The following is a 25,242-nucleotide window of genomic DNA, read 5'->3' on the forward strand; positions in this document are numbered from 1 at the left end:
TCTAAAAGCGGCGGCGACAAGAAGGCAGTGGGCAGGGACGGCAGGTGCGTAGGCACAGGATTCCGGGCGGCAGCTTTCTTCGTGCCGCTGCGCGGTTGCGGCAGAGGTCTCCCCTTTGGCTCGCGCCCCGCCCGGCAGGCGGGTGAGGCGGGCTAATGGCCCAAAAGCGGCGGCGACAAGAAGGTAGGCGGCGGGCGCGGCAAGTGCGTACGCACCGGTTTCCGAGCGGCAGGCTACTTCGTGCCGCTGCGCGGTTGGCGGCAGCGGTCTCCCCTTTGGCTCGCACTTCGCCCGGCCGGCGGGTGGGGTGGGGCTGAAGACCTAAAAGCGCAGCGACAAGAAGGCAGTGGGCAGGGGCGGCAGGTGCGTACGCACCGGTTTCCGGGTGGCAGCTTACTGATCTGCCGCTGCGCGGTTGGCGGCAGCGGTCACCCCTTTGGCTTCGCGCCCCGCCCGGCAGCCGGTCGGTTGGGGCTGAAGGTCTAAAAGCGCGGCGACAAGAAGGGAGGCGGCGGGTGCGGCGGGTGGGTGTTGTGTGGGTTTGCTGGTGGCTGATGCTCGACCTTAGCCGCGCGAAGAGCGGGATTCCCCACAACCCCAGGCCGCCGCCCGCCCTCACCCTTGTGCACAGACCAGAATCCGCAACAGCAACCAACGTGACCGCAACCCACGACAAAGCCGCACCAACCCGAAAACGGTCATTTCGGCACCGCTCAACCACCCACCCAGACCAGCCGACTTAATCCCCGACTCACCCGCCCTCAACCGACAACAACCGTGGGATGGCACCCCCACCGGCCACCCGCAAAGACGGCCACAAAGACGACCACAAACGGACACGCTGATCCCGGCGAATGATGGCGACATAACCTCCGACTCGCCGCTCCTGGCCCAAGTGGAAATCGCGGGACGGCCACCTATCGCACTGGTCACAAAAAGGTGGCCGGATACCGTCGGCAATCACCCACCCACACCTTGCGATATCACCGAACGTGACGATAGAATAACAGCATGGATTCGATCGTGGCGGGACTAGATTCCGCTTCCACCGCTGACTTGGTGGAAGCGGCCGCCGCGATCACCACCCAACTCACCCAACGATCGGCACCCGACTCCGGGACCGCCTGCATGGAGCTGGCCGAACAGTTCGCCACCGCGCTGGACCAGGGCGAGCAGGTGCTGGCCGGGTTGATCGCGGTGGTGGACCGGACCGGCGAGCCCAAGCGGTGGGGGTTGGCGTCGACTCAGGCGTGGTTGCGGTGCCGGCTGGGCATGCGCGAGGGCCGCGCCCAAGAACGCCTCACCCTGGCCCGCCAACTCCCCCGCCTGCAGCAGATCAACCAGCAACTGGCCACCGGCGCCCTCTCGTATGGGTATGCCGCCACCATCGCCGACGCCGTACAACGCCTCAACGATGACGACTGTACGGCCGCCGAAGGCATCCTGTTGGAGGCGGTGGCTGGCGGGGTGTCGGCGCGGAACCTGGCGCGGCTGGGCCGCAGAGTGCATGACCTGGTCGCCGAACTCACCGGCACCGATCAGCCGCCACAGGATGCGGCGCGGGGGTATCAGCGGTCGTGGATGACCGTCAGCCGGTCGCTGGATGGCGGCTGTTACCTGCACGGCTGGCTCAATCCCGAAGACACCGCCATCCTGGACGGCACCCTCGCGCCGTTGGCCAAACCCGCCGGGACCGACGACCGCCGGGACCTGGCCGAACGCACCGCCGCCGCCCTATCCACCGTGCTGTCTGGTGGGCACAGGGACACCCGGGTCACCGTCATCGCCGACCTGCAGACCCTGACCGGCGACGACACCCCCGGGCGGCTGCGGGACGGCACCCCGATCCCGGCGGCGCAGGTGCGGCGCATCGCCCTCAACGCCGGAATCTCCCCACTGATCCTCAGCCCCGACCACGTCCCGCTGTACCTCGGCCACGCGGTGCGGATCGCCACCGCCGGGCAACGCCGGGTGCTGGAAACCCTGTATGACACCTGTGCGGTGCAGGGCTGTGAGGTGCCGGGGCTGTTGTGCGAGGTCGACCATGTCGATGGGTGGGCGCTGGGCAACAGCCCCACCGACATCGACAAACTCGCCCTATGCTGCGGCTGGCACAACCGCTGGAAACACACCCACCCCCACCAGATACACATCACCACCACCGACGGCCGCTTTGTCTACCGGGCGCTGCCTCCCGACGGGGTCGCCAGATCCAGACGCGGCAGACCTGTCGATCAGGCCGACAACCCCTGGCATGACCACGCGGCCTGACCACTCCGCACACCCCCCAGCCTGCAGCCCGGCGCACCCTCAGCGCCGGGCCTACAGGCACGCCCCGCGCACAACCGCTTTCACCATGGGCGGCAGCCGCGTCCGGCAGCCTTGGCGCCCGCCCCTGCCCGCAACCCCGACCAGGTGAGCGCCAGCCCAAAGAGGGGGACACCACACCCACCGCGTCGGCCAGCCCTGGGCCGCCACGGGTGTGAGCACCGGCCGGGATGCAGCAGCACCAGCCTCCCTCCGCGCACAGCGCCACAAAAGCTCTTCCCCCGCCAGACGCGCGGCCACCTTGACGCCCAGACCTCCTCTCCCGGCTCACCTCGCCGCCGGGTCTGAACCCAACCCCAGCGGTGACCCGCAGCCGGGGGATCAGCCGCGTCAAAAGGGGATAGCCGATGCCCAGATCACAGCCCTTAGGCCGCTGCGGCCAGGAGCATGGCCGGGTCGCGGCAGTGCCAGCGTCCCCGCGCGCAGCGCGGCAAGTTTCTTCCTCCACCGGATATGCGGCCACGTCGACGCCCAGCCCTGCCTCCCGCTCACCTGGCTGCCGAGTCTGAACCCCAGCCCTGCGGTGACCCGCAGCCGGGCAAGCCGCCGCCCCCAAAGGGACGGCCGACGCCGAGATCACAGACCTAGAGCCGCTACGAGCATGAGCATGGTCGGCGTGGGGCAGTGCCAGCCTCCCCGTGCGCAGCGCGGCAAAGCTCTTCCGCGCCAGACGCGCGGCCACCGTGGCGCCCTGCCCTGCGCTCGTCTCGCTGCCGAGTCTGAACCCCAGCCCCGCGATGACCCGCAGCCGGGCGACCAACAGCACTAAAGGGGTGGCCGATGCCGAGATCACAGACCTTGATTGCTGCGGTCATGAGCGTGGTCGGCATGTGGCGGTATCAGCCTCCCCGTGCGCCAGCGCGGCAAAGCTCTTCCGCGCCAGACGCGCGGCCACCGTGGTGCCCTGCCCTCCGCTCGTCTCGCTGCCGGGTTTGAACCCCAACTCCGCGGTGACCGCAGCCGGGCAAATCAGCTGCACCAGGAGGGGTGGCCGTGCCGAGATCACAGGCCTTGGGCCGCTGCGGGCATGAGCGTGGTCGGGATGTGGCAGTCTCAGCGTCCCCGCGCGCGCAGCGCGGCAAGTTCCTTCTTCCACCACCGGATCTGCGGTCACGTCGGCGCCCTGCCCTGCCCTGCCTTGCGCTCGCCTCGCTGCCGGGATTGAAGCCGAGCCTAGCGGCGATCCGTAGGCGGGCGATCAGGCCGTACCAAAGGGGCGGCCGATGCCGAGATCGCGGTCATTAGACCGCTGCGGGCGGGAGCATGGCCGGGATGTAGTGGCAACTGCCACCTGCGCAGCGCGGAACCCTTCAGTGCCAGCAGATGCGCGGTCACGTCGCGCCCAGCCTGCCCGCGGGCGCACTTCGTTGTCGACAGCGGGCAACTTCGGCCCCTGCGGCTGAGGGCGCCCCTCAGGCTGGCATCCTGGGCCTGGGTCTCCGCGGTTGATGGCGTTCCACAAGGATGTTCACCAGGGGGCCGCCGGCACCGATAGCAGCCATGATCGCGGCAGCGACCCAGTACCGCTGTCCCTGTCCCAGCTCCAGCACCGACACTGCGCCCACTGCGGTACCAATGGTCAGACTCAGCGAGTGCCACCATTTTTCACGAAACAACGGCCTGGCGAAACCGCCGCCGGAATAGGCGTAGAAGGACACGATGAGGCCAAGGATGAAGGCGAGTTCGTACCATCCTCCGCCCTCGGGCAGGCCGTAGCCGCCATTGGGCCCTCCGCTGTACTCGAACCCCAGGTGAACCGCCCCCGCCGTTCCCCAGCACAACGCGCTCACAGCAGCCATGCAGACCAGAACTCTCCACCTGTGTTTGCTCATGTCGGGAATAGTAGGCACCCCGATGTGAACGGCCTGCCCGACACGCTACGCCAGATATGTGCGTTCGCTGCGTTGTCGGAGCCTTCCGGTGCGTAGGGAAAAGGGGCGATCCTCCGCCGTGCCGGGGGCAGCGATTGTGCTCGGTATCTGCTGGGGCGGTGCTGAGTGGGGATCGGAATGCCCAGGTATCATCCGGCTTGGGGTCGCGGAGCCATATTCGTATCGAGGCGACGTCGATGGTTCCCTGGTAGATGCGTTCGCGTTTGTCATACCTTGTCGCCACGGCCCGGAAGTCCTTGAGCTTGTTGAAACACCGCTCCACGGTGTTGCGCTCGCGATAGCGATCAAGGTCGAAGGAGGGTGGCCATCCTCACGGTGTTCCAGACCTACAGGTCGCTGCCACAAGACCTGATTCTGAGCCCCGACCATGTGCCGCTCTACCTCGGGCATGCGGTGCGGATCGCCACCGCGGGGCGGCGCCGGGTGCTGGAAACGCTGTATGACACGTGTGCGGTGCAGGGGTGTGAGGTGCCGGGTTGTTGTGCGAGGTCGATCATGTCGATGGGTGGGCGCTGGGCAACAGCCCCACCCACCTCGACAAGCTGGCGTTGTGCTGCGGCTGGCACAACCGCTGGAAACACACCCACCCCGAGCAGATACACATCACCCACACCGAGGATGGGCGCTACCGGTATCGGGCGCTGCCACCCGACGGGGTCGCCAGATCCAGACACGGCAGACCTGTCGATCAGGCCGACAATCCCTGGCACGACCACGCGGCCTGACCACCCCCACACATCCCCAGCCTGCAGCCCGGCGCGGACCCAGTGCCGGGCCTACAGGCACGCCCCCACCCCCGGCCCAACCGCTCACTACAGGCGGCAGCCGCGTCCGGCAGCCTTGGCGCCCACCCTGGCGCCCCCCACCCGCAGCCCCGACCGAGTGACCGCCAGCCCAAAGAGGGGGACACCACACCCACCGCGTCGGCAGGCTCTAGGCCGCTGCAGGCGTGAGCACGGCCGGGATACAGCAGCGCCAGCCTCCCCGCGCACAGCGCGACAAAGCTCTTCCCCACCAGAGGCGCGGCCACTTTGGCGCCCTGCCCTGCCTTCCGCTCGCTTCGCTGCCAAGTCTGAGCCCCAGCCCTGCGGTGATCCGCAGGCGGGTGACCAGCCGTACCAAAGGGGTGGCCGATGCCGAGCTCCGCAGACCTAGAGCCGCTTCGGACGTGAGCATGGCCGGGACGCGGCAGCACCAGCCTCCCCGCGCGCAAAGCCCTCCCCACTGGACGCGCGGTCACGTCGCGCCCAGCCTGCCTGCGGGTGCACTTCGGCGTCGACGGCGGGCAACTACGACCCCTGGGGCTGAGGGCGGCCCTCAGGCTGGTATCTCTCCTCCGCGGTTGCTTGTGCTGATCTCTCGGCCGGTTGAGAAAGGGAGCTCCCAGGCGCGTGCGGTGTCGATGTGGGCTGCGCCGATGACTACTGGGCAGCCGTTGAGCTCGGTCATGCGAACACCTCGCTGCCGTATTCGCGGAACGGCTGCCTGAGCAGTCGGCGTCGGGCCAGATCCCAGACGCAGATCGTGCTGTCCTTGGCGCTGGTGATAGTGATCGGTCGACCCCTCACCGAGCCCACGTCCAGGCAGGTGATGACGGTGAGCGGCTCGGCCCACTCGCCGGTTTCGGGATCTCCCAGAAGCAGGCTCTGTCCACCCGCCGCCACCACAGGTGTGCTCTTGCACGGTGACCAGGGCAAACTCGTGCAGTGTTTTGGGTGAGGGTGCGTTGCTTGTCGATGTCCCACACGAGCACCCCCGCCGTGGCGGCCGCTGGCCACCACGACCGGCCGGTCCCCTAGCATGCCCGCTGCGACGGCACTGCCTGAGGGCGAAGGCCCGGCATCGTCGGCCACTGATGGGTCCCACAGCTCCACGCCTCGAAACCCACGACGAGCATCGAGCGTCCGCCGAAGTCGGTCCGACCGCGGAGCCCCATGCCGCCTTCCTGCTCGGTCAGCTTCACCTTGCCCGTCTCCAGGTTTCACGTCGCGAAGCCCTGGTGGTCGCGGCCACCGCCGATCACGACTCCGGCGCCGAGCGCGGTGAGTTCGGTGTGGTCCAGTTCCTTAAGCGTGGGGTCGTCGAGCTGGCACTCCGCTCACTGGTCGGTCGCCGGGTCCAAGGTGCAGGCCTGGCGGCTGCGGTCCGGGGGTACCTACGAAGAGCAACCGGCCGTCCAGGACGACGAGGTCGAAATTTAGGATCTGGCCGTCGGGGGCGAGTTGACGATGATGGATATGGCCAGCGGCGACAGTCGGTCTCACGCCCAAACCAGGAGTGTTGTGCATACGCAGGGGGTTCAGGTCACCGCGCTAGCTCCGCGTGGGGTTGTCGTCCCCCAGACTTCGGGGCCTACCGCGCACCGGAAGCGGGCGGGCTTCGGAACGTTCGGGGGGCTGGGGCCGTCGAATCAGGTGGACGAAGCGAGGGGAATTATGGGGAATTCGATTCCGCACGACAGGTCGGGGCAGCTGAAGCAGATTGAGGGCGGGTTGCTGCCGGGGGAGCAGATCATCGCCGTGTACGACGCGGTGGGGGCGGGGACCGGGTTCATCGGGCTGACGGACCGACGTGTGATCATTCAGGACAAGTCGTTCGCCGGGAAGCGGATGGCGATCACGAGCGTGCCGTACTCGAAGATCAGCTCGGTGAGCGTGGTCAGCAACAAGTCGATCGCCGGGTCGTTCTTCTCCAGCGGCACGATCGCCATTCATGTGGGCACGCAGATCTACGAGATCGAGTTTCGCGGCGAGGAGAAGACCCGCCATGTGCACGACGTGATCGTGCACTACATCTCTCGTTAGGGCTTGCGGCCCACGCCTGCGAGGAGCCAGCCCGAGGGGGGATCGTACGGGCGGTCGGGGCGCCATTCGGGGGCCAGGACGAGACCTGGCTCCACCAGGTTGAGGCCGTCGAAGAAGCCCTTGAAGCGTTCGCTGGAACGGAAGGTCAGCGAGATGCCGTAGCGTTCGGTCAGCTCGCGGTGGGTGGCCCGGTCCGCTTCGGAGAGGTTGTCGCTGAGGAAGTCGCAGATCACCAGGTGGCCGCCGGGGGAGAGCGCTTCGCGGAACGCGGCGACGAGTGTGTCGGGGTCGTCCTCGTCGGGGATCCAGTCCAGCATCGAGATCATCAGGATGCCCACCGGACGGTCGAAGTCGATGAGCGCGGTGAGCTCGGGGTGGCTCAGGATCGCGTCGGGGTGGCGCGCGTCGGCGTTGATGGCGGTGGCCCCGGGTACCGAGTGCAGCAGCGACTGGAAGTGGACGACGGCCACCGGGTCGTTGTCGACGTAGACGACCTTGGCATCCGGATCGGCCCCGTGCGCGAGGTCGTGCACGTTGCCCTTGCCGGGCAGGCCGCAGCCGAGGTCGACGAACTGCCGTACGCCCGCGTCCAGGAGATAGCGGACCGCGCGCCGCATGAACTTCCGGTTTTCGCGGGGCAGCAGGTGGGCCACGCTGTACGCGTCGAGCGCGTCAGAGGCGGCGCTGCGGTCGGGGCCGTAGTTGTCCTTGCCGCCGAGGGAGTAATCGTAGACACGGGCGCTGGCGGGGCCGTCGAAACCAAGATCGTTTAGGGGATCGCGATCGCTCATATGCCATCCCTGGGTCCGGGGCGGGGGGCTGCTCCAGGGTAGTGGATCGACGGTCCTTTGGCGTGATCGTGGCAACACGGAACGTCCGCATCGCTCTGCCTCCCATGACAAAAAGAGGCTCACGATGCGGACGGTTCCGTCAGGTGCCCGGCACGTGCTCCAGGCGCCATTGCTGGGTGCTCGTCCCGACACAGGTCGCGGTCCTGGCGACGACCCCGTTGGCCGTCAGGCACGTGTGCCGGTTGAGGTTCTCGAACGTGACCGGCAGGCCGGCCCACATCCGGTCGCGGTCGGACACGATCCAGGTCGTCCCGTCGAAGCCGCAGTCGTGCTGGAGCACGAACGTGTCGTTGGCACCCGCGCGGGCACAGAGGTGCGAGTGCCGGTTCTCCAGCTTGCGGAGGGTGCCGGAGCCGCCGATCTTCCAGTGCATGGCGCCCTCGTTGGTCTTGCTCTGCATGACGATGTTGGTATTGGGCTCTTTGGAGTGCTTGAAGGGGAGCAGCGCCTTGCCGTTCCCCTCGTTGACGATCCAATAGAACGGCCCCGGTGCGGCGGAGGCGGGGGTGGCGACGGCGGTCACACCGGCGGTGGCCGTCGCTGGTCGCGCGTATCCGTGACGGCCACCGAGTTAACGGTGTGCCGAGATGTCAGTGGTGGGCAGTGTCAGTGGAACACCGGATGTCATGGAGGGCCGCCCTGCGGATACTGAGCCAATGGCTATCGACGGCGATGGCGGCATGGTGGGGCGCGGGGCCGAGCTGGCCCGGCTGACTGCTCTGGTCGAAGGTGTAGGGGACGGCCGCGGCGGGATGCTGGCGGTCATGGGCGAGGCGGGCATCGGCAAGTCCCGCCTGCTCGCGGAGGCGGCACGGCTGGCGCGCGAGGCGGGGCTGCTCGTACTGACGGGACGGGCCGTGGCGGGTGGCGGCGCGTACCGGCCGCTGGCCGAGGCGCTGGTCGGGCATCTGCGCGCGGACTGCCGCGAGCGGTGTCCCGAGCTGCGGCCCTACCGGGCTGCGCTGGGCCGCCTGTTGCCCGAGTGGGCGGGGGAGGAGCCTCCGGCGAGCATCGATCCCGTGCTGGTGCTGGGCGAGGGCCTGGTCCGGCTTCTGGGGATGCTGAACGGGCCGCGCGGCTGCCTGCTGGTCCTGGAGGATCTTCACTGGGCGGACGGGGACACGCTCGCCGTCGTCGAATACCTGATCGGGGTGCTGCACGCATGCCCGGTGCTCGTCGCGGCGTCGATCCGCGATGAGGACTGTCCACCCTGCGTGCAGAGCCGTATCACCGAGCGGCCGGAGGTGCACACGGTCCGGCTGCAGAGGCTGGACGAGGACGACTCGATGGTGCTCGCCGAACGGTGCGCGGGTACCGTCCCGCTGCCCGCGGCCGTACGCGACCTGGTGGTGCGGAAGTCCGACGGCCTGCCGTTCCTGGTGGAGGAACTGGTGGCCGGCGGCATGGAGGAACGTTCGGTGCCGCCCAGCCTGGCGGGCATGGTCGCCGCCCGTCTGGACGCGCTCGGGCCCGAGCAGCGGCGGGTCCTGGAGGCGGCCGCGGTGCTGGGGGACGAGCCTGACTGGACCGTTCTCGGCATGGCGACCGGCCTGGCCGAGGACGTGGTGCTGGGCGCCGCGCGAGCCGCGCAGCCGCGGCTGCTGGTCGCGGCGGGCGACGCGCTGCGCTGGCGGCATGCTCTGACGAGGGACGCCGTGCTGGCGACGGTGCCGCCGCCCGTGCGGGTGGTGCTGGCCCGCCGGTCGGCCGAGGTCCTGCTGGGCCGTGGCCGGCCCGACGATGAGGTGCGTGCCGCCGACCTGCTGGTCATCGCGGGTGAGCAGGCGCGTGCGGCGGTGGTGTTCGTACGGCTCGCCCGGCGCGACATCGCCAGGGGAGCGCTGCGTGACGCCCGTGTTCTGCTGGACCGCGCGGACGGACTCGCGGCGTCCCCGTCGGCCGTCGCGATCGAACGTGTGGTGCTGCTCACCCGGCTCGGCGAGGCGGACGCGGCGCTGGAGGCCGGCGCACGGGCACTCGGCCGGACGACCGGGGACGAACATGCCCAGCTGTGCCTGCGGCTGGCCGACGCAGCGATCGTCACGGGCCGGTGGGACGAGGCCGAACGGTATCTCCAGCGCGCGGGGCGGCCCGAGGACCCGCACGCGCTCGTGCTCGCCGCCAACGCCGCGTTCGGGCCGGGACGCCTCACCGAGGCGGCGCAGCTGGCCACGGCGGCCATCGAGCGGGCTGAGGCGGCGCACGACATGGAGGCGCTGTGCCGGGCCCTGATCGTCCTCGGCCAGTGCGCCATACGGCACGACGTGGAGATCGCCCGGCTCACCTACACGCGGGCGGCCCGGCTCGCCGCCGAATACGGGCTGATGCCCTGGCGCGTCACCTCCCTGAACCACCTGGCCTTGGTGGAGGTGCTCACCGACCCCCACACGCCGGCGTTGGCGGAGGCGAGAGAGCTGGCGCTCGAGAACGGGCAGCTGGTCGACGTCGTCTCCGCCGATCTCGTCCGTGCCGACCACATGTGCACCGTAGAGGGGCCGCGCGCGGCGGAGGTCCCGGCGCGCGCGGCGGCCGAGCTGGCGAGCCGGTTGGGGCTGGGGGGCTATCAGGCGGTCGGTGAACTCTTCATCGCGCTCGGGCGCGCGGCCGACGGCGACGGGGAGGGCATGGAGGTGGCGCTCGACGCCGCGACCGGGCATGAGCTGCTGCCCGTCGAGGTGTCGGCGCTCGCGCCGACCGTCCGCGCGTTCATTCCGCTGCTGGACCGCGACCTGGACACGGCCGTCGCGCTTTTCGACGACGGCATGCCGGCTCTGGAAGGCCAGGGCCAGACGGCGCCGGTGTCCGCATGGGGCCTGTGGGCGCTGCTCCGGACCGCCGTCGCACGGGATGACCTGAAGGTACGGGACGCCCTGCGCCACTCGGCACCGGTACTGCGGAACGTGAACCGGGGGGCGCTCCACTACGCCGACGCCATCGCCGCCGGACGGACCGGGCACGCGGAGCGCGCCGCAAGCCTCCTGGCGGCCGGCGACGACGTGCTGGCGCATTACCACTGGTGGCGGCGCCTCTGCCGGTCACTCGTGCTGGAGGCCGCCGTGACCGATGGCTGGGGAGACCCCGTGCCCGCCCTCCGGGCCGACCTGGCGGCGTTCGAGCGTGCGGGGGAGGTCCGGCTCGCGCGTACGACCCGTGATCTGCTCCGGCGCGCCGGAGCGCCGACCCGGCGGGGCCGCGGCTCCACCCCGGTTCCGTCCGGCCTGCGTGCCGCCGGGGTGACGAGCCGGGAGATGGACGTGCTCATGTTGCTGGCCGAGGGGCTCACCAACCGGCAGATCGCCGAGCGGCTCTTCCTCTCGCACCGCACCATCGACACGCACGTCGCCAGCCTGCTCGCCAAGACCGGCACGGCGAGCAGGCTGGAACTACGCGCTCACAAGCTCAGCGCTCTGAAAGCCAACGCTCAGAGAGTCAATGCTTCGGAGGCCGGCGCTCAGAGCTTGCCGAAGCAAGGGGCGTCGAGCGTGTAGGCCTTCGCGGTGGGTCCGGTGAACGCCTCCTTGATGACCTTGATCCCGGTCGGTTCCTTGTCGTCCGGCTTGGCGATGAGGCTCGTACGGACCGCGCCGGTCGCGGCGTCGCCCGCGAAGTTGCCCGAGCCCGTCGGCATCATGCCCTCGTAGTCGACCTGGTTGATCTGCTTCACGGCCTTCAGCAGCCCGTCACGCGTCAGCTCCTTGTTGGCGGCGGCCTTCTGCAGCGCCGCCTTGAGCGGGTACGACCAGACCCAGCCCGCGGTGTAGCCGTCGTTGGGGTCGACCTGCCCGATGGCCTGCCGCATGGCCTGGTGGCCGGGGGACTGCGTCTGGAACGGCGCCCACGGGGCCGACTGCAGGTACTGGGCCTTGATCGCCGGTGCCGCCGGGCTCTTGAGCAGGCCCTTGTTCCAGCTCGGGCTCGTGCCGATGTAGCGGCCCTTGTAGCCGCGGGCGGCGGCCTGCCCGATCACGGTCGCGGCGTCGGTCGGGCCGGTGGTGAGGATGACCAGGTCGGGCTTGTCCTTGACGATGGCGTCCACGGCGCGGCCCTGGTTGTCCTGGCCCTGCGGTGTCTCAATCGCGTTGAACGTCAGCTTCTGCGCGGCCGCGCCGGCCTTGGCCCCGGCCGCAGCGTCGGCGCCGTAGTCACCGGCGTAGTGGACCGCCATGACGCTCTTGGGCTTGAACGTCTCGACGGCGTAGTCGATCGCGTTCATCGACTCGATGCAGTAGTTGGCGCCGGACTCCAGGATCACGTCCTCGAAGTTCCACGCCGACGTCCACGACGCGGGCGCCGCCACGATCTTGCTGGACTTGAGGTCCTTGATGATCGCGGCGGTGGTGGGCGAGCCCAGCGTCTGGGCCAGCGCCAGCACCTTGCCTTTGATCTCCTGGTAGACCTGGTTGTGGGTCTCCGGGTTGTACTTGTTGTCGCGGACGTACTTGGTGACGTCGATGTCGTAGCCGCCGATGCCGCCCTGCTGGTTGACCCGCTTCCAGAACGCCTTCTGCGCCTCGGTGATGGGCACGGCCAGCGTCTTGAACGGGCCGACCGTCAGGTCGGAGATGGCCCCCAGATAGATGCAGCCGTTGTTCTTGTTCACCGCGTTCGGGCACGCGTCCTTGGTGACGCCGGGCGCGCTGCTGTCCTCGTCCCCCCGGAAGACTCCGCAGCCGCTCACGCTCACGACCAGTACGCCCGCGGCCAGCACCGCGCCGATCCTGCTTTTCATGATGGCTCCTAATAGCTGAAGGGCCAGGCCTTCCAGTAGTTGCGTATCCGGGTCCAGATACCGAACAGGCCGCGGGGCTCAAGGATGAGGAAGACGATGATGAGGAGCCCGTACAGCACGGTCTCGACCTGGAAGATGTTCGGGGTTTCCTTGGACTCGGAGCTGATGAACGGGAGCACGCCGGGCATTTCACGGGTGATGCGCGGCAGGAGCGTGATGAACATCGCGCCCATGATCGAGCCGCTCACCGTGGCCACCCCGCCGATGAGGATCATGGCGATGAACTGGACGGACAGCAGCAGGTTGAACGAGCCGGGGTCGAAGTACCCGGCGACGGTGTACATCAGCGCACCCGCGACGCCCGCGTAGAACGAGGAGACCGCGAACGCGAGCAGCTTGTAGCGGCGCAGGTCCACACCGATGATCGCGGCGGCGATGTCGCGGTCGCGGACGGCGGCGAACGCGCGGCCGACGCGCGAGCGCATGAGGTTGCGGGCGAGCACCGCGAAGAGCACCAGCATCACCAGCATGAGCAGGTAGAGCTTCTGCTCCTTGCTGTACGCCCCCGCCTCGTCCAGCCGGATCCCGAACAATTCGGGCACCGCCGAGGGCCGCCCGACGCCGGGGCCGCCGGTCAGGCTGTCCCATTCCTTGAAGATGTGCTCGCCGAGGAACACCAGCCCCAGGGTCACGATCGCCAGGTACAACCCGCGCAGCCGGGTCGCGAGCGGTGCCACGATCACGCCCGCGAGCGCCGCCGCCAGCCCCGCCGCCGGCAGCCACACCAGGATGGAGGTGACGCCGAAGCCGATCACCTTGCCGTCCGGGTCGCCGGACACGGCCGCAGCCGTGTACGCGCCGATCGCCAGGAAGAACGCGTGCCCGAGCGAGATCTGGCCCGCGTACCCGGTGACGATGTTGAGCCCGATCGCCCCGATCGACGCGACGAAGCCCACCGCGAGCAGCTGCAGGATGTCGTCGGTCAGCATGAACGGCGCCAGCACCGCGATCACCAGCAACGCGCTCAGCCACCGCCGTTTGCCCGGCGTGTCCAGCAGCGCCATGTCCTGCTTGTAGGAGGTGTGGAGCAGAGGGCGGCCCCGGGGCCGGCGCCCCTGGCGTCCGCCGCGGTCAAGCAGAGCGGGCCCTGCCCGCCCGAGGGGGGCCGACTCCCCACGCCCCCCGGCGTTCCTCCGGAGCGTGTTCATACCCGTTCCACCTCCGGCGTCCCGAACAGCCCGTTCGGTCTCATCAGCAGGACCAGCAACATCAGCACGTACGGCGACACCACCGCGAAGTTCTGCCCGAGCCAGGGCGCGAGATCGGCCTGGTAGGTGCCGACCAGCGACTCCACCAGCCCGACCGCGAGCCCGCCGGCGACCGCGCCGCCGAGCGAGTCCAGCCCGCCGAGGATGATCGCGGGCAGTGCCTTCAGCGCGATGATCCAGAGGTTCTGGTCGACGCTGGCGCCGCTGCCGACGAGCACGCCCGCCACCGCGGCCAGCCCTCCGGCCATCGCCCACGACGTCGCGAACACCGCGCCGACCGGCACACCCTGCGCCAGCGCCGTCTCCTGGTCGAACGCGGCGGCCCGCATCGCGAGGCCGAACCGTGTGTAGCGGAAGAACGCGAACAGCGCGGCGACCATGAGCGCGGTGGTGAGCAACATGGCCAGGTACCGCTGCTGCACCGGCACGCCGAGCAGATTCACCGTCTGCAGGCCCCAGGGGTCACCGACCTGCCGCACGTCGAGCCCGATGAAGCCGTTGACGATGACCCGGATGACGATGTCGAGCCCGAGTGTGATGATCGCGACGACGAAGACCGGCTTGCCGACCATCGGCCGGACCGTCACCCGTTCGACGCCGAGTGCCAGCAGGGCCACCGCGACCGCCGACAGCAGCAGTGCCAGGAAGAAGTTGACCTCGGCCGCCAGATAGGTGACCAGGACCGCGCCGGCGAGCATGAACGCGGGCTGGGCGAAGCTGATCACGCGGGTGGACTTGTAGATGATCACGAAACCCAGCGCGAGCAACGCGTAGATCGACCCGTTGCCGAGCCCGCGCGCCACGCTCTGCCAGAACTCTGTCATGCTCTCGCTCCGCGCTCTGTCATGGTTTCGTTCCGCTCGGTGTCACCGGGGCGACCTCCCGTACAGCTCGTCGATCAGGTCGGCGAAGACGCGCTCGATGGCGGTGCGTTTGACCTTCTGGGTGGCGGTGAGCTCGCCGTCCTCGTGGTCGAGCTCCTTGGGCAGCAGGCGGAAGTCCTTGACCTGTTCGGGCCGGGCGAGGCCCTTGTTGACCTCGTCCACGATGCCCTGCACCAGCTCGCGCACCTCGTCCTGCTCGGACAGGTCGCGGTAGGTGGTGTAGGCGAGGCGGCGGCGCGTCGCCCACTCGCCGACAGTGTCGAGCTCGATCCCGATGAGCGCGGTGAGGTAGGCGCGGCGGTCACCGAGGACGATGGCCTCGCGGATGTACGGGGACACCTTCAGCTCGTTCTCGATCAGCGGCGCCGCCACGTTCTTGCCGCCGGAGGTGATGATGATCTCCTTCATGCGGCCGGTGATGCGCAGGTGCTCCCCGTCCCACTCGCCGACGTCGCCGGTGTGCAGCCAGCCGTCCGGCTCGACGACCCGGCGGGTGGCCTCCTCGTCGCGCCAGTAGCCGGCGAACACCCCGGCATGGCGGGTCAGGATCTCGCCGGTGTCGTCGTCCACCCGGAGCTCGCAGCCCGGCTGCGCCTCGCCGACCGTGCCCAGCTTGACCCTGCCGGGCCTGTTGGCGGTGGCGATCGCGGTGTTCTCGGTCATCCCGTACACCTCGTGCATGGGGACGCCGATGCCCATGAAGAACTTGAGCACCTCCGGCGCGATGGGCGCGGCCCCGGACGCCGCGTACCGTACGCGCCGCATCCCGATCCGCTCGCGCAGTGCCCGGAAGCAGAACAGCCAGCCCACGGCGTACATCAGCCGGGTGCCGAGCGTGTGCTTTCCGCCGCGGCGCACGAGGGTGTCGCCGACGTGGTCGGCCAGCCGCAGCCAGAACCGGGTCGTCCAGCGCTTCACAGGGCTCGCCGACCCGAGCCGGATCTCCACGCTCGCCAGGATCTTCTCCCAGATGCGCGGCACGCCGAACAGGATCGTCGGCTGGACCTCGCGCAGGTTGGCGGGGACGGTCTCGATCGACTCGGCGAAGTTGACCTGCATGCCCGAGGACGCGTTGAACCAGACCGTGAAGATCCGTTCAGCGACATGGCAGAGCGGCAGGTACGACAGCGCGAGGTCGCGCGGCGTCGGCGGCGGCTGGGTGAAGCCGCCCTCCTCGATGAGCACCCGGATGGCGAACTCGACGTTGGTGACCGTGAGCATCGCGCCCTTGGGCGGGCCAGTGGTGCCGGACGTGTAGACCAGCACCATGACGTCGTCGGGGAGCGCCGCCGCCATACGTTCCTCGACCGCGCCGGGGAACTCGGCGCGGTGCCGCGCCCCGAGCTCGCACAGTTCCTCCCACGACATGAGCCGGGGGTCGGTGTAGTGGTTCTTGATGCCGCGCGGCTCGATGTAGACGATCCGCTCCAGGTCGGGCAGGTCACCGGTGACCGCGAGGGCCTTGTCGACCTGCTCCTGGTCCTCGGCGATGAGGACCTTTGAGCCCGAGTGCTGCAGCAGGTAGCCGACCTCGGCGGCGGGGTTGGTGGGGTAGAGGCCCATCGTGGTGCCGCGGATCGCGACGGTGGCCAGGTCGCTGTAGAGCCATTCGCGCCGGTTCTCCGAGTGCACCGCCACGCGGTCGCCCGGCTCGACCCCCAGCGCCAGCAGCGCGTGCGCGACGGTCAGCACGGTCTCCCAGTACGTGTGCCAGGTGACCTCCTGCCAGATGCCGAGGTCCTTCTCCCGCATCGCGACGCGGTCCGGGGTCTTCGCGGCGTGGTCACGGACTCTGGTGGCGATCGTGGTGGTCATGGTCGCCGGCAGCTCGGTGGCGGTCTTCACCTCGGTCATGAGGCCTCCCCCAGATATGCCCTGATGACTTCGGGGTCGGTACGGATGTCGGAGGGGGTGCCCAGCGCGATCGGCACGCCGAAGTCGACGACCAGCACCCGGTCGGCCAGGTCCATCACCAGGCCCATGTCGTGCTCGACGAGGATCATCGGGATGCCGAGTTCCTCGCGGATGTCGAGGATGTAGCGGGCCATGTCCTCGGTCTCCTCGAGGTTCATGCCGGCCACGGGCTCGTCGAGGAGCAGCAACTTGGGCTCCTGTGCCAGCGCCCGGCCCAGCTCCACCCGCTTCTGCACCCCGTACGGCAGCAGCCCGACCGTGTGCCGCCGCCACTGCTCCAGCTCCAGGAAGTCGATGATGTCCTCGACCGCCAGCCGTGCCGCCAGCTCGGCCTTGCGCGCCCGGCCGAGCCAGGCCATCCCGGCCAGCGCGCCGTACCGCAGCTGCTGGTGGCGCCCCAGCATCAGGTTGTCGAGGACGGTGAGGTTGGCGAAGAGCTCGACGTTCTGGAACGTGCGCGCGATGCCGAGGCTCGCGATCTCATGCGGCCGCCGCCCCAGCAGATCGGTGCCGTCGAACGCGACCCTGCCTTCCTGGGGCCGGTAGACGCCGGAGATCACGTTGAAGATCGAGGTCTTGCCCGCGCCGTTCGGCCCGATGACGGCGAACAGCTCGTCCGGCCGGACGCCGAACGAGACGCCGTCGATCGCGGTCACGCCGGCGAACGACAGCCGCACGTCGGCCAGCTCCAGGATCGGAGCGCCCTCCACGGACGCCTCCACCGGCCGATTCATGACAACCACCGCTTCCGCCGCCGGTAGTGCTTGACATCGCGGAACGAGCGGGCCGCGCCCTCCGCGCCCAGACCCAGGTAGAACTCCCGGATGTCCTCGTCCTGGAGCAGCTCGCGGGCGGGCCGGTCCATGACGATCTTGCCGGTCTCCAGGACGTAGCCGTGGCCCGCGATGGCCAGCGCCATCGTCGCGTTCTGCTCCACAAGCAACACCGTGGTGCCCTGGCGGTTGATCTCCACGATGATGTCGCGGATCTGCTCCACGAGCTTGGGTGCCAACCCCAGGCTCGGTTCGTCCAGCAGGAGCAGCTTGGGCTCCGACATCAGCGCCCGGCCCACGGCGAGCATCTGCTGCTCGCCGCCGGACAGGTAACCCGCCGTGCGGCCGCGGCGTTCCTTGATCACAGGGAACAGCCCGTAGACGCGGTCGAGGTTCGCGGCGAGCGCTCCCGGGTTGGTGTGGGCGCCCAGCCGCAGGTTCTCCTCGACGGTCAGCTCGGCGAAGATGCGCCGCCCCTCCATGACCTGCCGCACGCCGAGGCGCACGACCCGGGTCGGGGGCAGTTCGTGGATCGGGCGGCCGTCGAGCAGCACCGATCCCTTGGTGACCTCGCCGTCATGGACGTCGAGCAGTCCGGAGATCGCGCGGAGCAGCGTGGTCTTGCCCGCCCCGTTCGCGCCCAGGAGCGCGACGATCTCTCCCTCGGGGACCTCGAGGCTGACGCCTCGCAGGACCAAAATCACATCGTGGTAGACGACCTCGAGATTCCGAACACTCAGCATGAGCGCCGTCCGATGGTTGTATCCAGCTCGGCTCAATGTCAGAGAGTGTGACCTGCATCTCACCGTGAGACAAGAGCGGGTTTTGTCCCGCCCGTATCTCTTTGATAACACCCCGTCGATCTCACCTGCCAGGCTGTCCCCATGCTCGATGTGAAGAGGCTCGTCCTGCTCAGGGATCTGGCGGACTACGGCACGGTCACCGCGGTGGCCGACATTCACCAGGTCACACCGTCGGCGGTGTCCCAGCAACTCCGGGCCCTGGAGACCGAGACCGGCGCCGCGCTGCTGCACCGGGAGGGCCGGACCGTACGGCTCACCGCCGTCGGGGCCGCGCTGGCCCGGCAGAGCGAGCACGTTCTGGCCGAGCTGGAACGGGCCCAGAGCATCGTCCGCTCGCTCGGCGACAAGGTGGTCGGTGAGCTGCGGGTGGGCTGTTTCCCGAGCGCGCTCGTGCCCGTCGCCGCCCCCTTCGTCGCGGCGCTCGCCGAACGCCACCCCGGTCTCCGGCCGCGGATCACCCAGGCCGAGCCCGAAGAAGTGGTCCCGATGTTGAAGCGGCGCGACCTGGACGTGGCACTGCACTACCGCTACCTGCATCTCGGCACCCCGGCACCGGAAGGCCTCACCGTACGGCCCCTCTTCGACGACCCGCTGGCCCTGGCGATCCCCGAACGCCTCCGGCCTGCCGTCGAACGGGAGGGGCCGGCCGTCCTGCGCGACGAGAAGTGGATCACCACGGCGGCGCCGAGCAGCTGCCGGGACGTGACGTTGCACGCCTGCCACAGCGCCGGCTTCACCCCGGTGATCGAGCACGAGTACACCGATCTGGCCGCCGCGCTGTCGCTGGTCGGCCTGGGACTCGGCGTGACGATCCTGCCGGGGTTGCTCTGCGGCAATCCCCCGCCGGGAGTCGCGATCATCCCCATGCCGGGGAAGGGCCGTACGACCGAGGTCCTGATCCGTTCGGGCTCTGACGACCATCCCGCGGTCGCCGCCGCCGTCTCGGTGCTCGAAGAACTCGCCGCCGAGCTCCGCGACCGCTAAGACATGCCGCGCGCGGGAGGGCGCTCGGCAGGGAAGGTCAGCTCCGTCCTCTGGCCACGTGTGAGACCTTGCGCCCGATCAGGAGGTAGGCGAGCACGACGCCCGCGGCGTTGAGGATCACATCGTCGATGTCGAACGCCCGGCCCTGGACCAGCATGCCCTGGGTGGTCTCGATCGCGAGCGAGATCAGCCCGCCCACCACGAACAGCCGCAAGGGCCCGCGCAGCCGGGTCGACACGACCGGCAGCAGGATCCCGAGCGGCGCGAGCAATATCAGGTTGCCGCCGAGCTGGATGAGTGCGTCCCGAGCGGGCTGGTCGAGGTAGAAGCGCAGCGACCGCCCTGGATCGGTGTTGCCGCCGGCCTGCCCGTTGTCGTGGATCGGAGTGAGGGTGAGCTGGAACGCCACGTACGAGAAGGCGGCCAGGACGCCGAGCGCGGCCATCACGGCGAGGCACCGCAGCGCGGTGACCAGCCATCGTGGAAGTCCTCGAGTCGCCGGAGCCTGGTGGAGTTCGACCTGCGTGTCCGCGTGCACTGCTCGATCAGCCGCCACGGTGATTCTTTTCCCTCCCACGTCCGGGGTACTCCGGATCTCTTTACCCGATCGGGAAGGAATCGAGGTCAGGAGATCCAGCCGTTGGCGCGCGCTTGGTCGAGTGCCTGGGCCGCCTCCCGGTCGTCCAGCATCTCCAGCCCGCGGACCGCCCAGAACTGCAACGACTCGTCCAGGCTCTCCAGCTGGTCACGGAAGACGTCCAGTGCCTGCGGCGACCGCGCCTCGGCGATGAGCTCCAGCAGCCAGCAGCGCAGCCCGGTGTCGTCCCGCTCCGCCGCGAACTCCGCGATCAGCTCGTCGACGTACGCGTCGGCGTGCTCGCGCAGAAAGTCGAACGCGTCCTCTTGGACCGTGGGGTCCTTCTTCCGCATGAGCTCCATGGCCTGATCAAAACGTCGCCGCGACATGCCCCCGAGCCTAGAGCCGGCCACCGACATGGGACGCGTGGCGAGGGCGTTGACACAGGGGCGCGGCAGGGATGCCGACGAGCGGTGCGCGGCAAGGGCGCGCCGTCTGTGGTTATAGTGCTTGTGCAATATGAAGCGTATGCAACTATCGCATACGCGGCTATTTGCACACGCTACGGATAACTCGATCGATGGGGACGAACAGCATGAGTGTGAACAGCATGAGTGTGAACACCCAGGCCTCCTACGCCGTTCATCGGAACGGCGGGCCTGCGACGGCCGAGGATCTGGCACCGCTCGCCTTCGCCGGCTATGCCCACTTCACCGCCATGCAGGTGCGCAGAGGGCAGGTCCGCGGTCTCGACCTCCATCTGGAACGCCTGCGGGTCGCCTCGATCGAGATGTTCGGTGAAGCCCTGCCCGACGACCAGGTGCGGTCCTACCTGAGGTCGGCGTTGGCGGACGGCTCGGCGTTGGCCGATGGCCCGGCCGACCTCTCGCTCACGGCGACGGTCTACTCGTCGGCGGGCGAGTTCACCTCGGCCGACCGGGAGCTCCAGGTGCTGGTCCGTACCGGGCCGCCCTCCTCCGGTCCGGAGGGTCCGCTCTCGCTGGCGATGGTCGAACACGAACGGGATCTCCCCGCGGTGAAGCATGTCGGCGAGGTGGCCAAGACCTACTATCTCCGCCAGGCCTGTCAGCAGGGCTTCGACGATGCCGCGTTCGTCGACCGCCGGGGCCGGCTCAGCGAGGCGACGATCTGGAACCTGGCCTTCTGGGACGGCGCGACCGTGGTGTGGCCCGTGGCCGAGATGCTGGGCGGGATCACGATGAGCATCGTCCGGCGCAGGCTGAGCCGCATGGGCGTTCCCCAGCGGGACCAGGAGATCACGCTCATCGACCTGCCCTCGTTGACCGGTGCGGTGGTCATGAACTCATGGACGCCCGGCGTGCCCGTCCACCGGATCGGCCCCGTGCCCTTGCCCGAGGCGCGCTCCTTCGTAGAGCTGCTCCACAAGGCCTACCAGGCAGAACCGCTCACCTCGCCGTAAGCAGGGCCCACGGCACCCTCTGTGCCACATCTCCTTCGCTCTTCCTCCCCATGCCTCGCCCAAGTGTTTTTCAATTCTGATCAGGCCTGATGTGTCGTGCTGGAACGGGGGGTAGTGGTGCCTTCGTGAACCAGCCAGCGCAGCAGATGAACCCGCACTGGTACCCGCTGAGCCTGAGCACCCCCTTGATGGGGCATGTGTTCGGCGGGAAAGCAATCGTTGACCGGTTGAAGCGCTCGTCAACGCCCCGGCCCGGCCGGATCGCTGAAGCGTGGGAGGTCAGCGATGTTGAGGGGCACATCGGCGAGGTGAACGAGGGTCCGCTCGCGGGTGAGTCCCTGCGCTCCCTGATGCTGAAATATCCCGAAGAAATCATGGGCGCCGGGTGGAGCGGCGACCGTTTCCCGATCCTGACGAAATTCGTCGACGCCACACGGTCCCTGCCCATCCATTTGCACGCCGACGACGAGGACGCCCGGACGTTGGAAGGCGAGCCCAACGGTAAGACCGAGGCGTGGCATATCTTGGAGGCGGTTGCCGGCGCCACCGCTCTGGTCGGCGTCAAACCGGGAGTGGACGCCGCCACATTGCGTGACGCTCTGGTGCGGGGCGACTACGACGCCGTGATGCGGCGCGTGCCCGTGCGTGCCGGGGAGACCCTCTACCTGCCTGCCGGAACGTTGCACAGCTTCGGCCCGGACACGTTGGTGTACGAGATCGAGCAGACCTCGAACATCCAGCGGTCGGCCATGCCGTGGCGCATCGAAGACGGCTCCCGGCTCCCCGAAAGGGAATGGGAGAACAACCTCGACATGCTGCTCGCCGAATGGAAACCGGAGCCGCGCCCGGACTTCCAGCCAGGCTTGTCCCTCCCCGTCGACCACGACGGCGAGCGGGTCATCTGCTGTGCCGGCCCCTACTTCGCACTCGAAAGGTGGCGCGCTGCTGCGGGCGCGACCGCAAGGGGCTCGTTCAGCACCGCCGTCATTGTGAGCAACGTCGGTTCCGCCGTGGAGATCGCCGTGGACGGATGGCGGGGCGAACTCGGCCCGGGGCGGAGCCTGCTGATGCCCGCTGCCGTGGGAGAGTTCCGCATCGCGGGGCCTGCGGACGTCCTTCTGGGCTACCTTCCTGACCTCGTCTCCGACATTCACAAGCCCTTGGCAGCCGCCGGGTACAGCCCCGACGTGATTGCTGCTCTGGGAGAGACAGCCTCGACGGGTTGAGCCTGCGAAGCCGAAGCAGGGCCCTCGACAGACAGTTGTCGGCGAGGGCCCCACGTCTTGCGTCAAATGTGCCTCAGCGATGCGCGGAGATGGACGAGGTTGCTGTCTTCTCCTGCGCCTCCTGCCGTGGTCCATCTGGCCGGGTGCGGCGGGTGCTGCGGCTGCGGCGGGTGACGAGGAGTGCGGCGGTGAGGAACGCGGCGGCCAGCAGGATGGCGAACGCGGTCATCAAGGCCGTCGTGTAGCCGTGCACGGTGGCCGCGTCGGTGCGCGGATGCGAGGCGAGGTAGGCCGCGGTGGCACTGGCGGCCAGCGTGTTGAGCAGTGCGGTGCCCAGGGCGGCGCCCAGCTGCTGCGCGGCGTTGTAGGCGGCCGAGGCGGCTCCGATGTCATGTCCCTGCATGCCCTCGGTGGCCAAGCTGGCGGTCGGAGGCATGACACAGCCAAGCCCGAGCCCGGTCAGCACCAGCGCGGGAAGCAGGTAGAAGACGAACACATCGGTGCTGTCAGCCGTCAGGCGAGTGAGGATCAGCATCCCGGCAGCCGCGGCGAGCAGCCCCGGCACCAGCAGCGCAGCAGGCGGGACACGGCCGTGCAGCTTCCCGGCGATGAGCATGGACCCGGCCAGTGCGGCCAGCGCATTGACGATGAGCGTCAAGCCCGCCTGGACCGGTGAATAGCCGAGCACCGTCTGGGTGTAGTAGCTCATGAACAGGTAGAAACCGAACATCGCCACGAACATCAGCGTGATGGCCAAGAACGCACCGGCGCGTGCGCGGTGCAGCAGCACCCGCATCGGCAGCAGCGGATGGGCCGCCCGGACCTCGACGGCGACGAACGCGGCCAGCAGCACCACGCCACCGGCCAGCAGCACCAGCACCTCGGCCGAGCCCCACCCGAGCGGCTCGGCCCGGCTGAACCCGTACACCACAGCGGCGAATCCCGCGAGGCTGAGCAGCGCCCCGGCGACGTCCAGCCGTCCCCGCCCGGCGATCGGCCGGTCCGCCGGCACCAGCGTCACCCCGAGTACGGCGAGCAGCGCGATGGGCACGTTGATGTACAGGCACCATCGCCAGTTCGCGTACTCGGTCAGCAGGCCACCGGCGATCAAACCGACCGCCGACCCCGCCGCGCCGACGGCGGCGAACACACCGAACGCCCGGCCGCGTTCACGGGCCTGAGTGAAAGTACCGGCCAGCAGTGACAACCCTGCGGGCGCGAGCAAGGCGGCGAACACCCCCTGCAGCGCCCGGGCCCCGAACAACATCAGCGAATCGACGGCCGCACCGCCCAGCGCGGACGAGCCGGCGAAGCCCACCAGCCCGATCACGAACGCGCGCCGGTGACCGAGCACGCCGCTGACCCTGCCGCCGATCAGCAGCAGCCCCCCGAAGGCCAGCGCGTAGGCGGTGATCGCCCACTGCCGGTTCCCGTCCGACATTCCGAGCGCCCGCTGTGCCGACGGGAGCGCGATGTTCACGATCGTGCCGTCCAGGACCACCAGCAGCTGCGCCGCGCTCACCACCGCGAGCGTCCACCACCGCGAACGTCCACCTCGCTGCCCGCCGGCAGGCTCCGCCATCTGCGATTTCTTGTCTTCGACATCCATGACTTCCAGTGTTTCGTTGAAGCCGTCCCGGAGACTTTTCGCAGTCAACGGCCCACCGACCAGCGCCCTTCGACGGCCAACCATCAAATTGCCGGTTTAAGCCCCGAGGCAGGCATGGTGGAACGCAGACGTTCCACCATGGAGCTTCCGCAGGGAGGAAAAGCATGGAACTTCGTGTGGTCGAGGCGTTCTTCGCCGTGGCCGATGAACTGCATTTCGGAAGAGCAGCCGCGCGCTTAGGTGTGACGCAGGGCAGGGTGAGCCAGATGATCCGTTCGCTGGAACGTGAGATCGGTGCCGCGCTGTTCGTGCGTTCCAGCCGCCAGGTCCAGCTCACGGTGCTCGGCGAACGGTTCCGCACCCAAGCCCTGGCGGGTTACGAGCAGCTCATGGGCGCTCTCCGGGATTGCCGAGAGGCGGCGACCAGCGTCGGCGGCCGGTTACGGGTCGGCTTCCTCCCGGGATCCGGCGGCTACATCGCGCCGGTGGTGGCCGCTTTCGAGGCGCGCCATCCCGACTGCAGCGTGGAGGTCGGTTCCGTCCCGCTCCCTGCCGCGCTGATTCCCTACGATCTTCTCGCCTCGGGGGAGTACGACATCATCGTGGGCTGGGCCCCTGGCGGCGATCCGAAGGTGGTTGCCGCCGCGGGCCTGACCGTCGGCTCCACGTTCATCAGCACGCCTCGCGCGGTCGTCGTCCCGGAGGGACATCCGCTGACCGCGTTCGAGAGCGTGACCTGGGACGATCTGGCGGACTACGAACTGCTCAACCCGAGCAACACCGTCCGCCCGGAGATCCGGGAGCTGTGGACGGAGCGTTCGACCCCGTCCGGCCGCGCCCTCCGCTACACGGCCGACGACCTGCTCACCATGGGCGGCGGCCGGGAGCGCACGGTCGAAGACCTGCTGTTCCTCGTCGCCAGGGGACGCGGCCTCTACGTCAGCATCATCGCGCTCATGGACCATTTCCCGCAGCAGGGACTCGCGCTCATTCCCCTGCGCGACGCGGCGCCCAAGCATCTGGTGCCGATGTGGATGACCGCCGCCGAGACCGCCACGATACGAGCGTTCGCCGAGGTCACCACCGCCAACCGCCCCCAGGGAGTGGAGATGCAGATCATCGAACAGGGCGAATGGTAGACCGCCCGCCGCCCCTGCCG

Annotated in this window: 21 protein-coding genes and 1 pseudogene; 8 read left to right on the forward strand and 14 right to left on the reverse strand. The window is 69.0% G+C overall.

The window, feature by feature from the left end:
- Positions 1-1,011: 1,011 nt before the first annotated feature.
- Positions 1,012-2,271 carry a DUF222 domain-containing protein gene (locus ACH34W_RS02085; protein WP_395958924.1) on the forward strand — a complete coding sequence of 420 codons (1,260 nt, stop codon included), beginning with the start codon at positions 1,012-1,014 and terminating at the stop codon, positions 2,269-2,271.
- Positions 2,272-3,740: 1,469 nt separating this feature from the next.
- Here ACH34W_RS02085 and ACH34W_RS02090 read toward each other — a convergent pair.
- The gene (locus ACH34W_RS02090) at positions 3,741-4,160 is read right to left on the reverse strand and encodes a hypothetical protein (protein WP_395958925.1); all 420 of its coding nucleotides are present in this window, start codon (positions 4,158-4,160) and stop codon (positions 3,741-3,743) included.
- A gap of 205 nt (positions 4,161-4,365) precedes the next feature.
- Positions 4,366-4,509: pseudogene (locus tag ACH34W_RS02095) on the reverse strand (IS5/IS1182 family transposase); the annotation flags it as partial.
- A gap of 190 nt (positions 4,510-4,699) precedes the next feature.
- On the opposite strand from ACH34W_RS02095, the gene ACH34W_RS02100 reads away from it, so the two are divergent.
- Positions 4,700-4,945 carry a hypothetical protein gene (locus ACH34W_RS02100; protein ID WP_395958926.1) on the forward strand — a complete coding sequence of 82 codons (246 nt, stop codon included), beginning with the start codon at positions 4,700-4,702 and terminating at the stop codon, positions 4,943-4,945.
- A 720-nt stretch (positions 4,946-5,665) separates the two neighbouring features.
- Here the strand turns inward: ACH34W_RS02100 and ACH34W_RS02105 are convergent.
- Positions 5,666-5,884: a hypothetical protein gene (locus ACH34W_RS02105; RefSeq protein ID WP_395958927.1), complete on the reverse strand. Its 219-nt coding sequence runs from the start codon at positions 5,882-5,884 to the stop codon at positions 5,666-5,668.
- 771 nt (positions 5,885-6,655) lie between these two features.
- Here ACH34W_RS02105 and ACH34W_RS02110 point away from each other — a divergent pair.
- Positions 6,656-7,024, forward strand: a complete 369-nt coding sequence (locus tag ACH34W_RS02110) for a PH domain-containing protein (protein ID WP_395958928.1) — start codon at positions 6,656-6,658, stop codon at positions 7,022-7,024.
- On the opposite strand, the gene ACH34W_RS02115 is transcribed toward ACH34W_RS02110, so the two are convergent.
- Both ACH34W_RS02115 and ACH34W_RS02120 read right to left on the reverse strand, forming a co-directional pair.
- Positions 7,021-7,815, reverse strand: a complete 795-nt coding sequence (locus tag ACH34W_RS02115; protein ID WP_395958929.1) for an SAM-dependent methyltransferase — start codon at positions 7,813-7,815, stop codon at positions 7,021-7,023. The two genes, ACH34W_RS02110 and ACH34W_RS02115, sit on opposite strands and share 4 nt — an antisense overlap.
- A gap of 139 nt (positions 7,816-7,954) precedes the next feature.
- Positions 7,955-8,398, reverse strand: coding sequence for an RICIN domain-containing protein (locus ACH34W_RS02120; RefSeq protein ID WP_395958930.1), 444 nt, complete (start codon positions 8,396-8,398; stop codon positions 7,955-7,957).
- 133 nt (positions 8,399-8,531) lie between these two features.
- Between ACH34W_RS02120 and ACH34W_RS02125 the strand changes: the two genes are divergently transcribed.
- Positions 8,532-11,363, forward strand: coding sequence for an ATP-binding protein (locus ACH34W_RS02125; RefSeq protein WP_395958931.1), 2,832 nt, complete (start codon positions 8,532-8,534; stop codon positions 11,361-11,363).
- Here the strand turns inward: ACH34W_RS02125 and ACH34W_RS02130 are convergent.
- The 6 genes from ACH34W_RS02130 to ACH34W_RS02155 are packed head-to-tail and all read right to left on the reverse strand — an operon-like array spanning position 11,327 to position 18,186.
- Complete coding sequence (locus tag ACH34W_RS02130; RefSeq protein WP_395958932.1) at positions 11,327-12,604, reverse strand: ABC transporter substrate-binding protein; 1,278 nt, start codon at positions 12,602-12,604, stop codon at positions 11,327-11,329. The genes ACH34W_RS02125 and ACH34W_RS02130 overlap by 37 nt on opposite strands.
- 8 nt (positions 12,605-12,612) lie before the next feature.
- Positions 12,613-13,812, reverse strand: a complete 1,200-nt coding sequence (locus ACH34W_RS02135) for a branched-chain amino acid ABC transporter permease (RefSeq protein ID WP_395958933.1) — start codon at positions 13,810-13,812, stop codon at positions 12,613-12,615.
- Positions 13,809-14,696: a branched-chain amino acid ABC transporter permease gene (locus ACH34W_RS02140; protein ID WP_395958934.1), complete on the reverse strand. Its 888-nt coding sequence runs from the start codon at positions 14,694-14,696 to the stop codon at positions 13,809-13,811. The genes ACH34W_RS02135 and ACH34W_RS02140 overlap by 4 nt, the downstream gene beginning before the upstream one ends.
- A gap of 42 nt (positions 14,697-14,738) precedes the next feature.
- Complete coding sequence (locus tag ACH34W_RS02145) at positions 14,739-16,610, reverse strand: AMP-dependent synthetase/ligase (protein WP_395958935.1); 1,872 nt, start codon at positions 16,608-16,610, stop codon at positions 14,739-14,741.
- A complete protein-coding gene (locus ACH34W_RS02150) occupies positions 16,607-17,404 on the reverse strand; it encodes an ABC transporter ATP-binding protein (protein WP_395958936.1) in 798 nt (265 codons plus the stop codon). The genes ACH34W_RS02145 and ACH34W_RS02150 overlap by 4 nt, the downstream gene beginning before the upstream one ends.
- The gene (locus ACH34W_RS02155) at positions 17,401-18,186 is read right to left on the reverse strand and encodes an ABC transporter ATP-binding protein (protein WP_395958937.1); all 786 of its coding nucleotides are present in this window, start codon (positions 18,184-18,186) and stop codon (positions 17,401-17,403) included. Before ACH34W_RS02155 ends, ACH34W_RS02150 begins: the two co-directional genes overlap by 4 nt.
- A gap of 141 nt (positions 18,187-18,327) precedes the next feature.
- Between ACH34W_RS02155 and ACH34W_RS02160 the strand changes: the two genes are divergently transcribed.
- Entirely contained in the window at positions 18,328-19,230 is a 903-nt protein-coding gene (locus ACH34W_RS02160; protein ID WP_395958938.1) for a LysR family transcriptional regulator, read from the forward strand.
- A 37-nt stretch (positions 19,231-19,267) separates the two neighbouring features.
- Here ACH34W_RS02160 and ACH34W_RS02165 read toward each other — a convergent pair whose 3' ends face one another.
- Positions 19,268-19,786, reverse strand: a complete 519-nt coding sequence (locus ACH34W_RS02165) for a VanZ family protein (RefSeq protein WP_395958939.1) — start codon at positions 19,784-19,786, stop codon at positions 19,268-19,270.
- 68 nt (positions 19,787-19,854) lie between these two features.
- Positions 19,855-20,196: a HEAT repeat domain-containing protein gene (locus ACH34W_RS02170; protein WP_395958940.1), complete on the reverse strand. Its 342-nt coding sequence runs from the start codon at positions 20,194-20,196 to the stop codon at positions 19,855-19,857.
- A gap of 221 nt (positions 20,197-20,417) precedes the next feature.
- Between ACH34W_RS02170 and ACH34W_RS02175 the strand changes: the two genes are divergently transcribed.
- Positions 20,418-21,248: an aminotransferase class IV family protein gene (locus ACH34W_RS02175; RefSeq protein WP_395958941.1), complete on the forward strand. Its 831-nt coding sequence runs from the start codon at positions 20,418-20,420 to the stop codon at positions 21,246-21,248.
- A 125-nt stretch (positions 21,249-21,373) separates the two neighbouring features.
- The gene (locus ACH34W_RS02180) at positions 21,374-22,474 is read left to right on the forward strand and encodes a class I mannose-6-phosphate isomerase (protein ID WP_395958942.1); all 1,101 of its coding nucleotides are present in this window, start codon (positions 21,374-21,376) and stop codon (positions 22,472-22,474) included.
- Positions 22,475-22,547: 73 nt separating this feature from the next.
- Here the strand turns inward: ACH34W_RS02180 and ACH34W_RS02185 are convergent, their stop codons facing one another.
- Complete coding sequence (locus ACH34W_RS02185; RefSeq protein ID WP_395958943.1) at positions 22,548-24,083, reverse strand: MFS transporter; 1,536 nt, start codon at positions 24,081-24,083, stop codon at positions 22,548-22,550.
- Between the two features lie 164 nt (positions 24,084-24,247).
- Between ACH34W_RS02185 and ACH34W_RS02190 the strand changes: the two genes are divergently transcribed.
- A complete protein-coding gene (locus tag ACH34W_RS02190; RefSeq protein ID WP_395958944.1) occupies positions 24,248-25,222 on the forward strand; it encodes a LysR family transcriptional regulator in 975 nt (324 codons plus the stop codon).
- The last annotated feature ends 20 nt before the right edge of the window (positions 25,223-25,242 follow it).

This window comes from Actinomadura sp. 6N118 (assembly GCF_044326415.1).
Classification (GTDB): domain Bacteria; phylum Actinomycetota; class Actinomycetes; order Streptosporangiales; family Streptosporangiaceae; genus Spirillospora.

Coding starts and splice junctions, on each gene's coding strand:
- ACH34W_RS02160 (WP_395958938.1), top strand. CDS start 18,328: ATGCTCGATGTGAAGAGGCTCGTCCTGCTCAGGGATCTGGCGGACTAC.
- ACH34W_RS02125 (WP_395958931.1), top strand. CDS start 8,532: ATGGCTATCGACGGCGATGGCGGCATGGTGGGGCGCGGGGCCGAGCTG.
- ACH34W_RS02170 (WP_395958940.1), bottom strand. CDS start 20,196: ATGTCGCGGCGACGTTTTGATCAGGCCATGGAGCTCATGCGGAAGAAG.
- ACH34W_RS02085 (WP_395958924.1), top strand. CDS start 1,012: ATGGATTCGATCGTGGCGGGACTAGATTCCGCTTCCACCGCTGACTTG.
- ACH34W_RS02090 (WP_395958925.1), bottom strand. CDS start 4,160: ATGAGCAAACACAGGTGGAGAGTTCTGGTCTGCATGGCTGCTGTGAGC.
- ACH34W_RS02185 (WP_395958943.1), bottom strand. CDS start 24,083: ATGGATGTCGAAGACAAGAAATCGCAGATGGCGGAGCCTGCCGGCGGG.
- ACH34W_RS02145 (WP_395958935.1), bottom strand. CDS start 16,610: ATGACCGAGGTGAAGACCGCCACCGAGCTGCCGGCGACCATGACCACC.
- ACH34W_RS02135 (WP_395958933.1), bottom strand. CDS start 13,812: ATGAACACGCTCCGGAGGAACGCCGGGGGGCGTGGGGAGTCGGCCCCC.
- ACH34W_RS02140 (WP_395958934.1), bottom strand. CDS start 14,696: ATGACAGAGTTCTGGCAGAGCGTGGCGCGCGGGCTCGGCAACGGGTCG.
- ACH34W_RS02155 (WP_395958937.1), bottom strand. CDS start 18,186: ATGCTGAGTGTTCGGAATCTCGAGGTCGTCTACCACGATGTGATTTTG.
- ACH34W_RS02115 (WP_395958929.1), bottom strand. CDS start 7,815: ATGAGCGATCGCGATCCCCTAAACGATCTTGGTTTCGACGGCCCCGCC.
- ACH34W_RS02190 (WP_395958944.1), top strand. CDS start 24,248: ATGGAACTTCGTGTGGTCGAGGCGTTCTTCGCCGTGGCCGATGAACTG.
- ACH34W_RS02130 (WP_395958932.1), bottom strand. CDS start 12,604: ATGAAAAGCAGGATCGGCGCGGTGCTGGCCGCGGGCGTACTGGTCGTG.
- ACH34W_RS02175 (WP_395958941.1), top strand. CDS start 20,418: ATGAGTGTGAACACCCAGGCCTCCTACGCCGTTCATCGGAACGGCGGG.
- ACH34W_RS02110 (WP_395958928.1), top strand. CDS start 6,656: ATGGGGAATTCGATTCCGCACGACAGGTCGGGGCAGCTGAAGCAGATT.
- ACH34W_RS02150 (WP_395958936.1), bottom strand. CDS start 17,404: ATGAATCGGCCGGTGGAGGCGTCCGTGGAGGGCGCTCCGATCCTGGAG.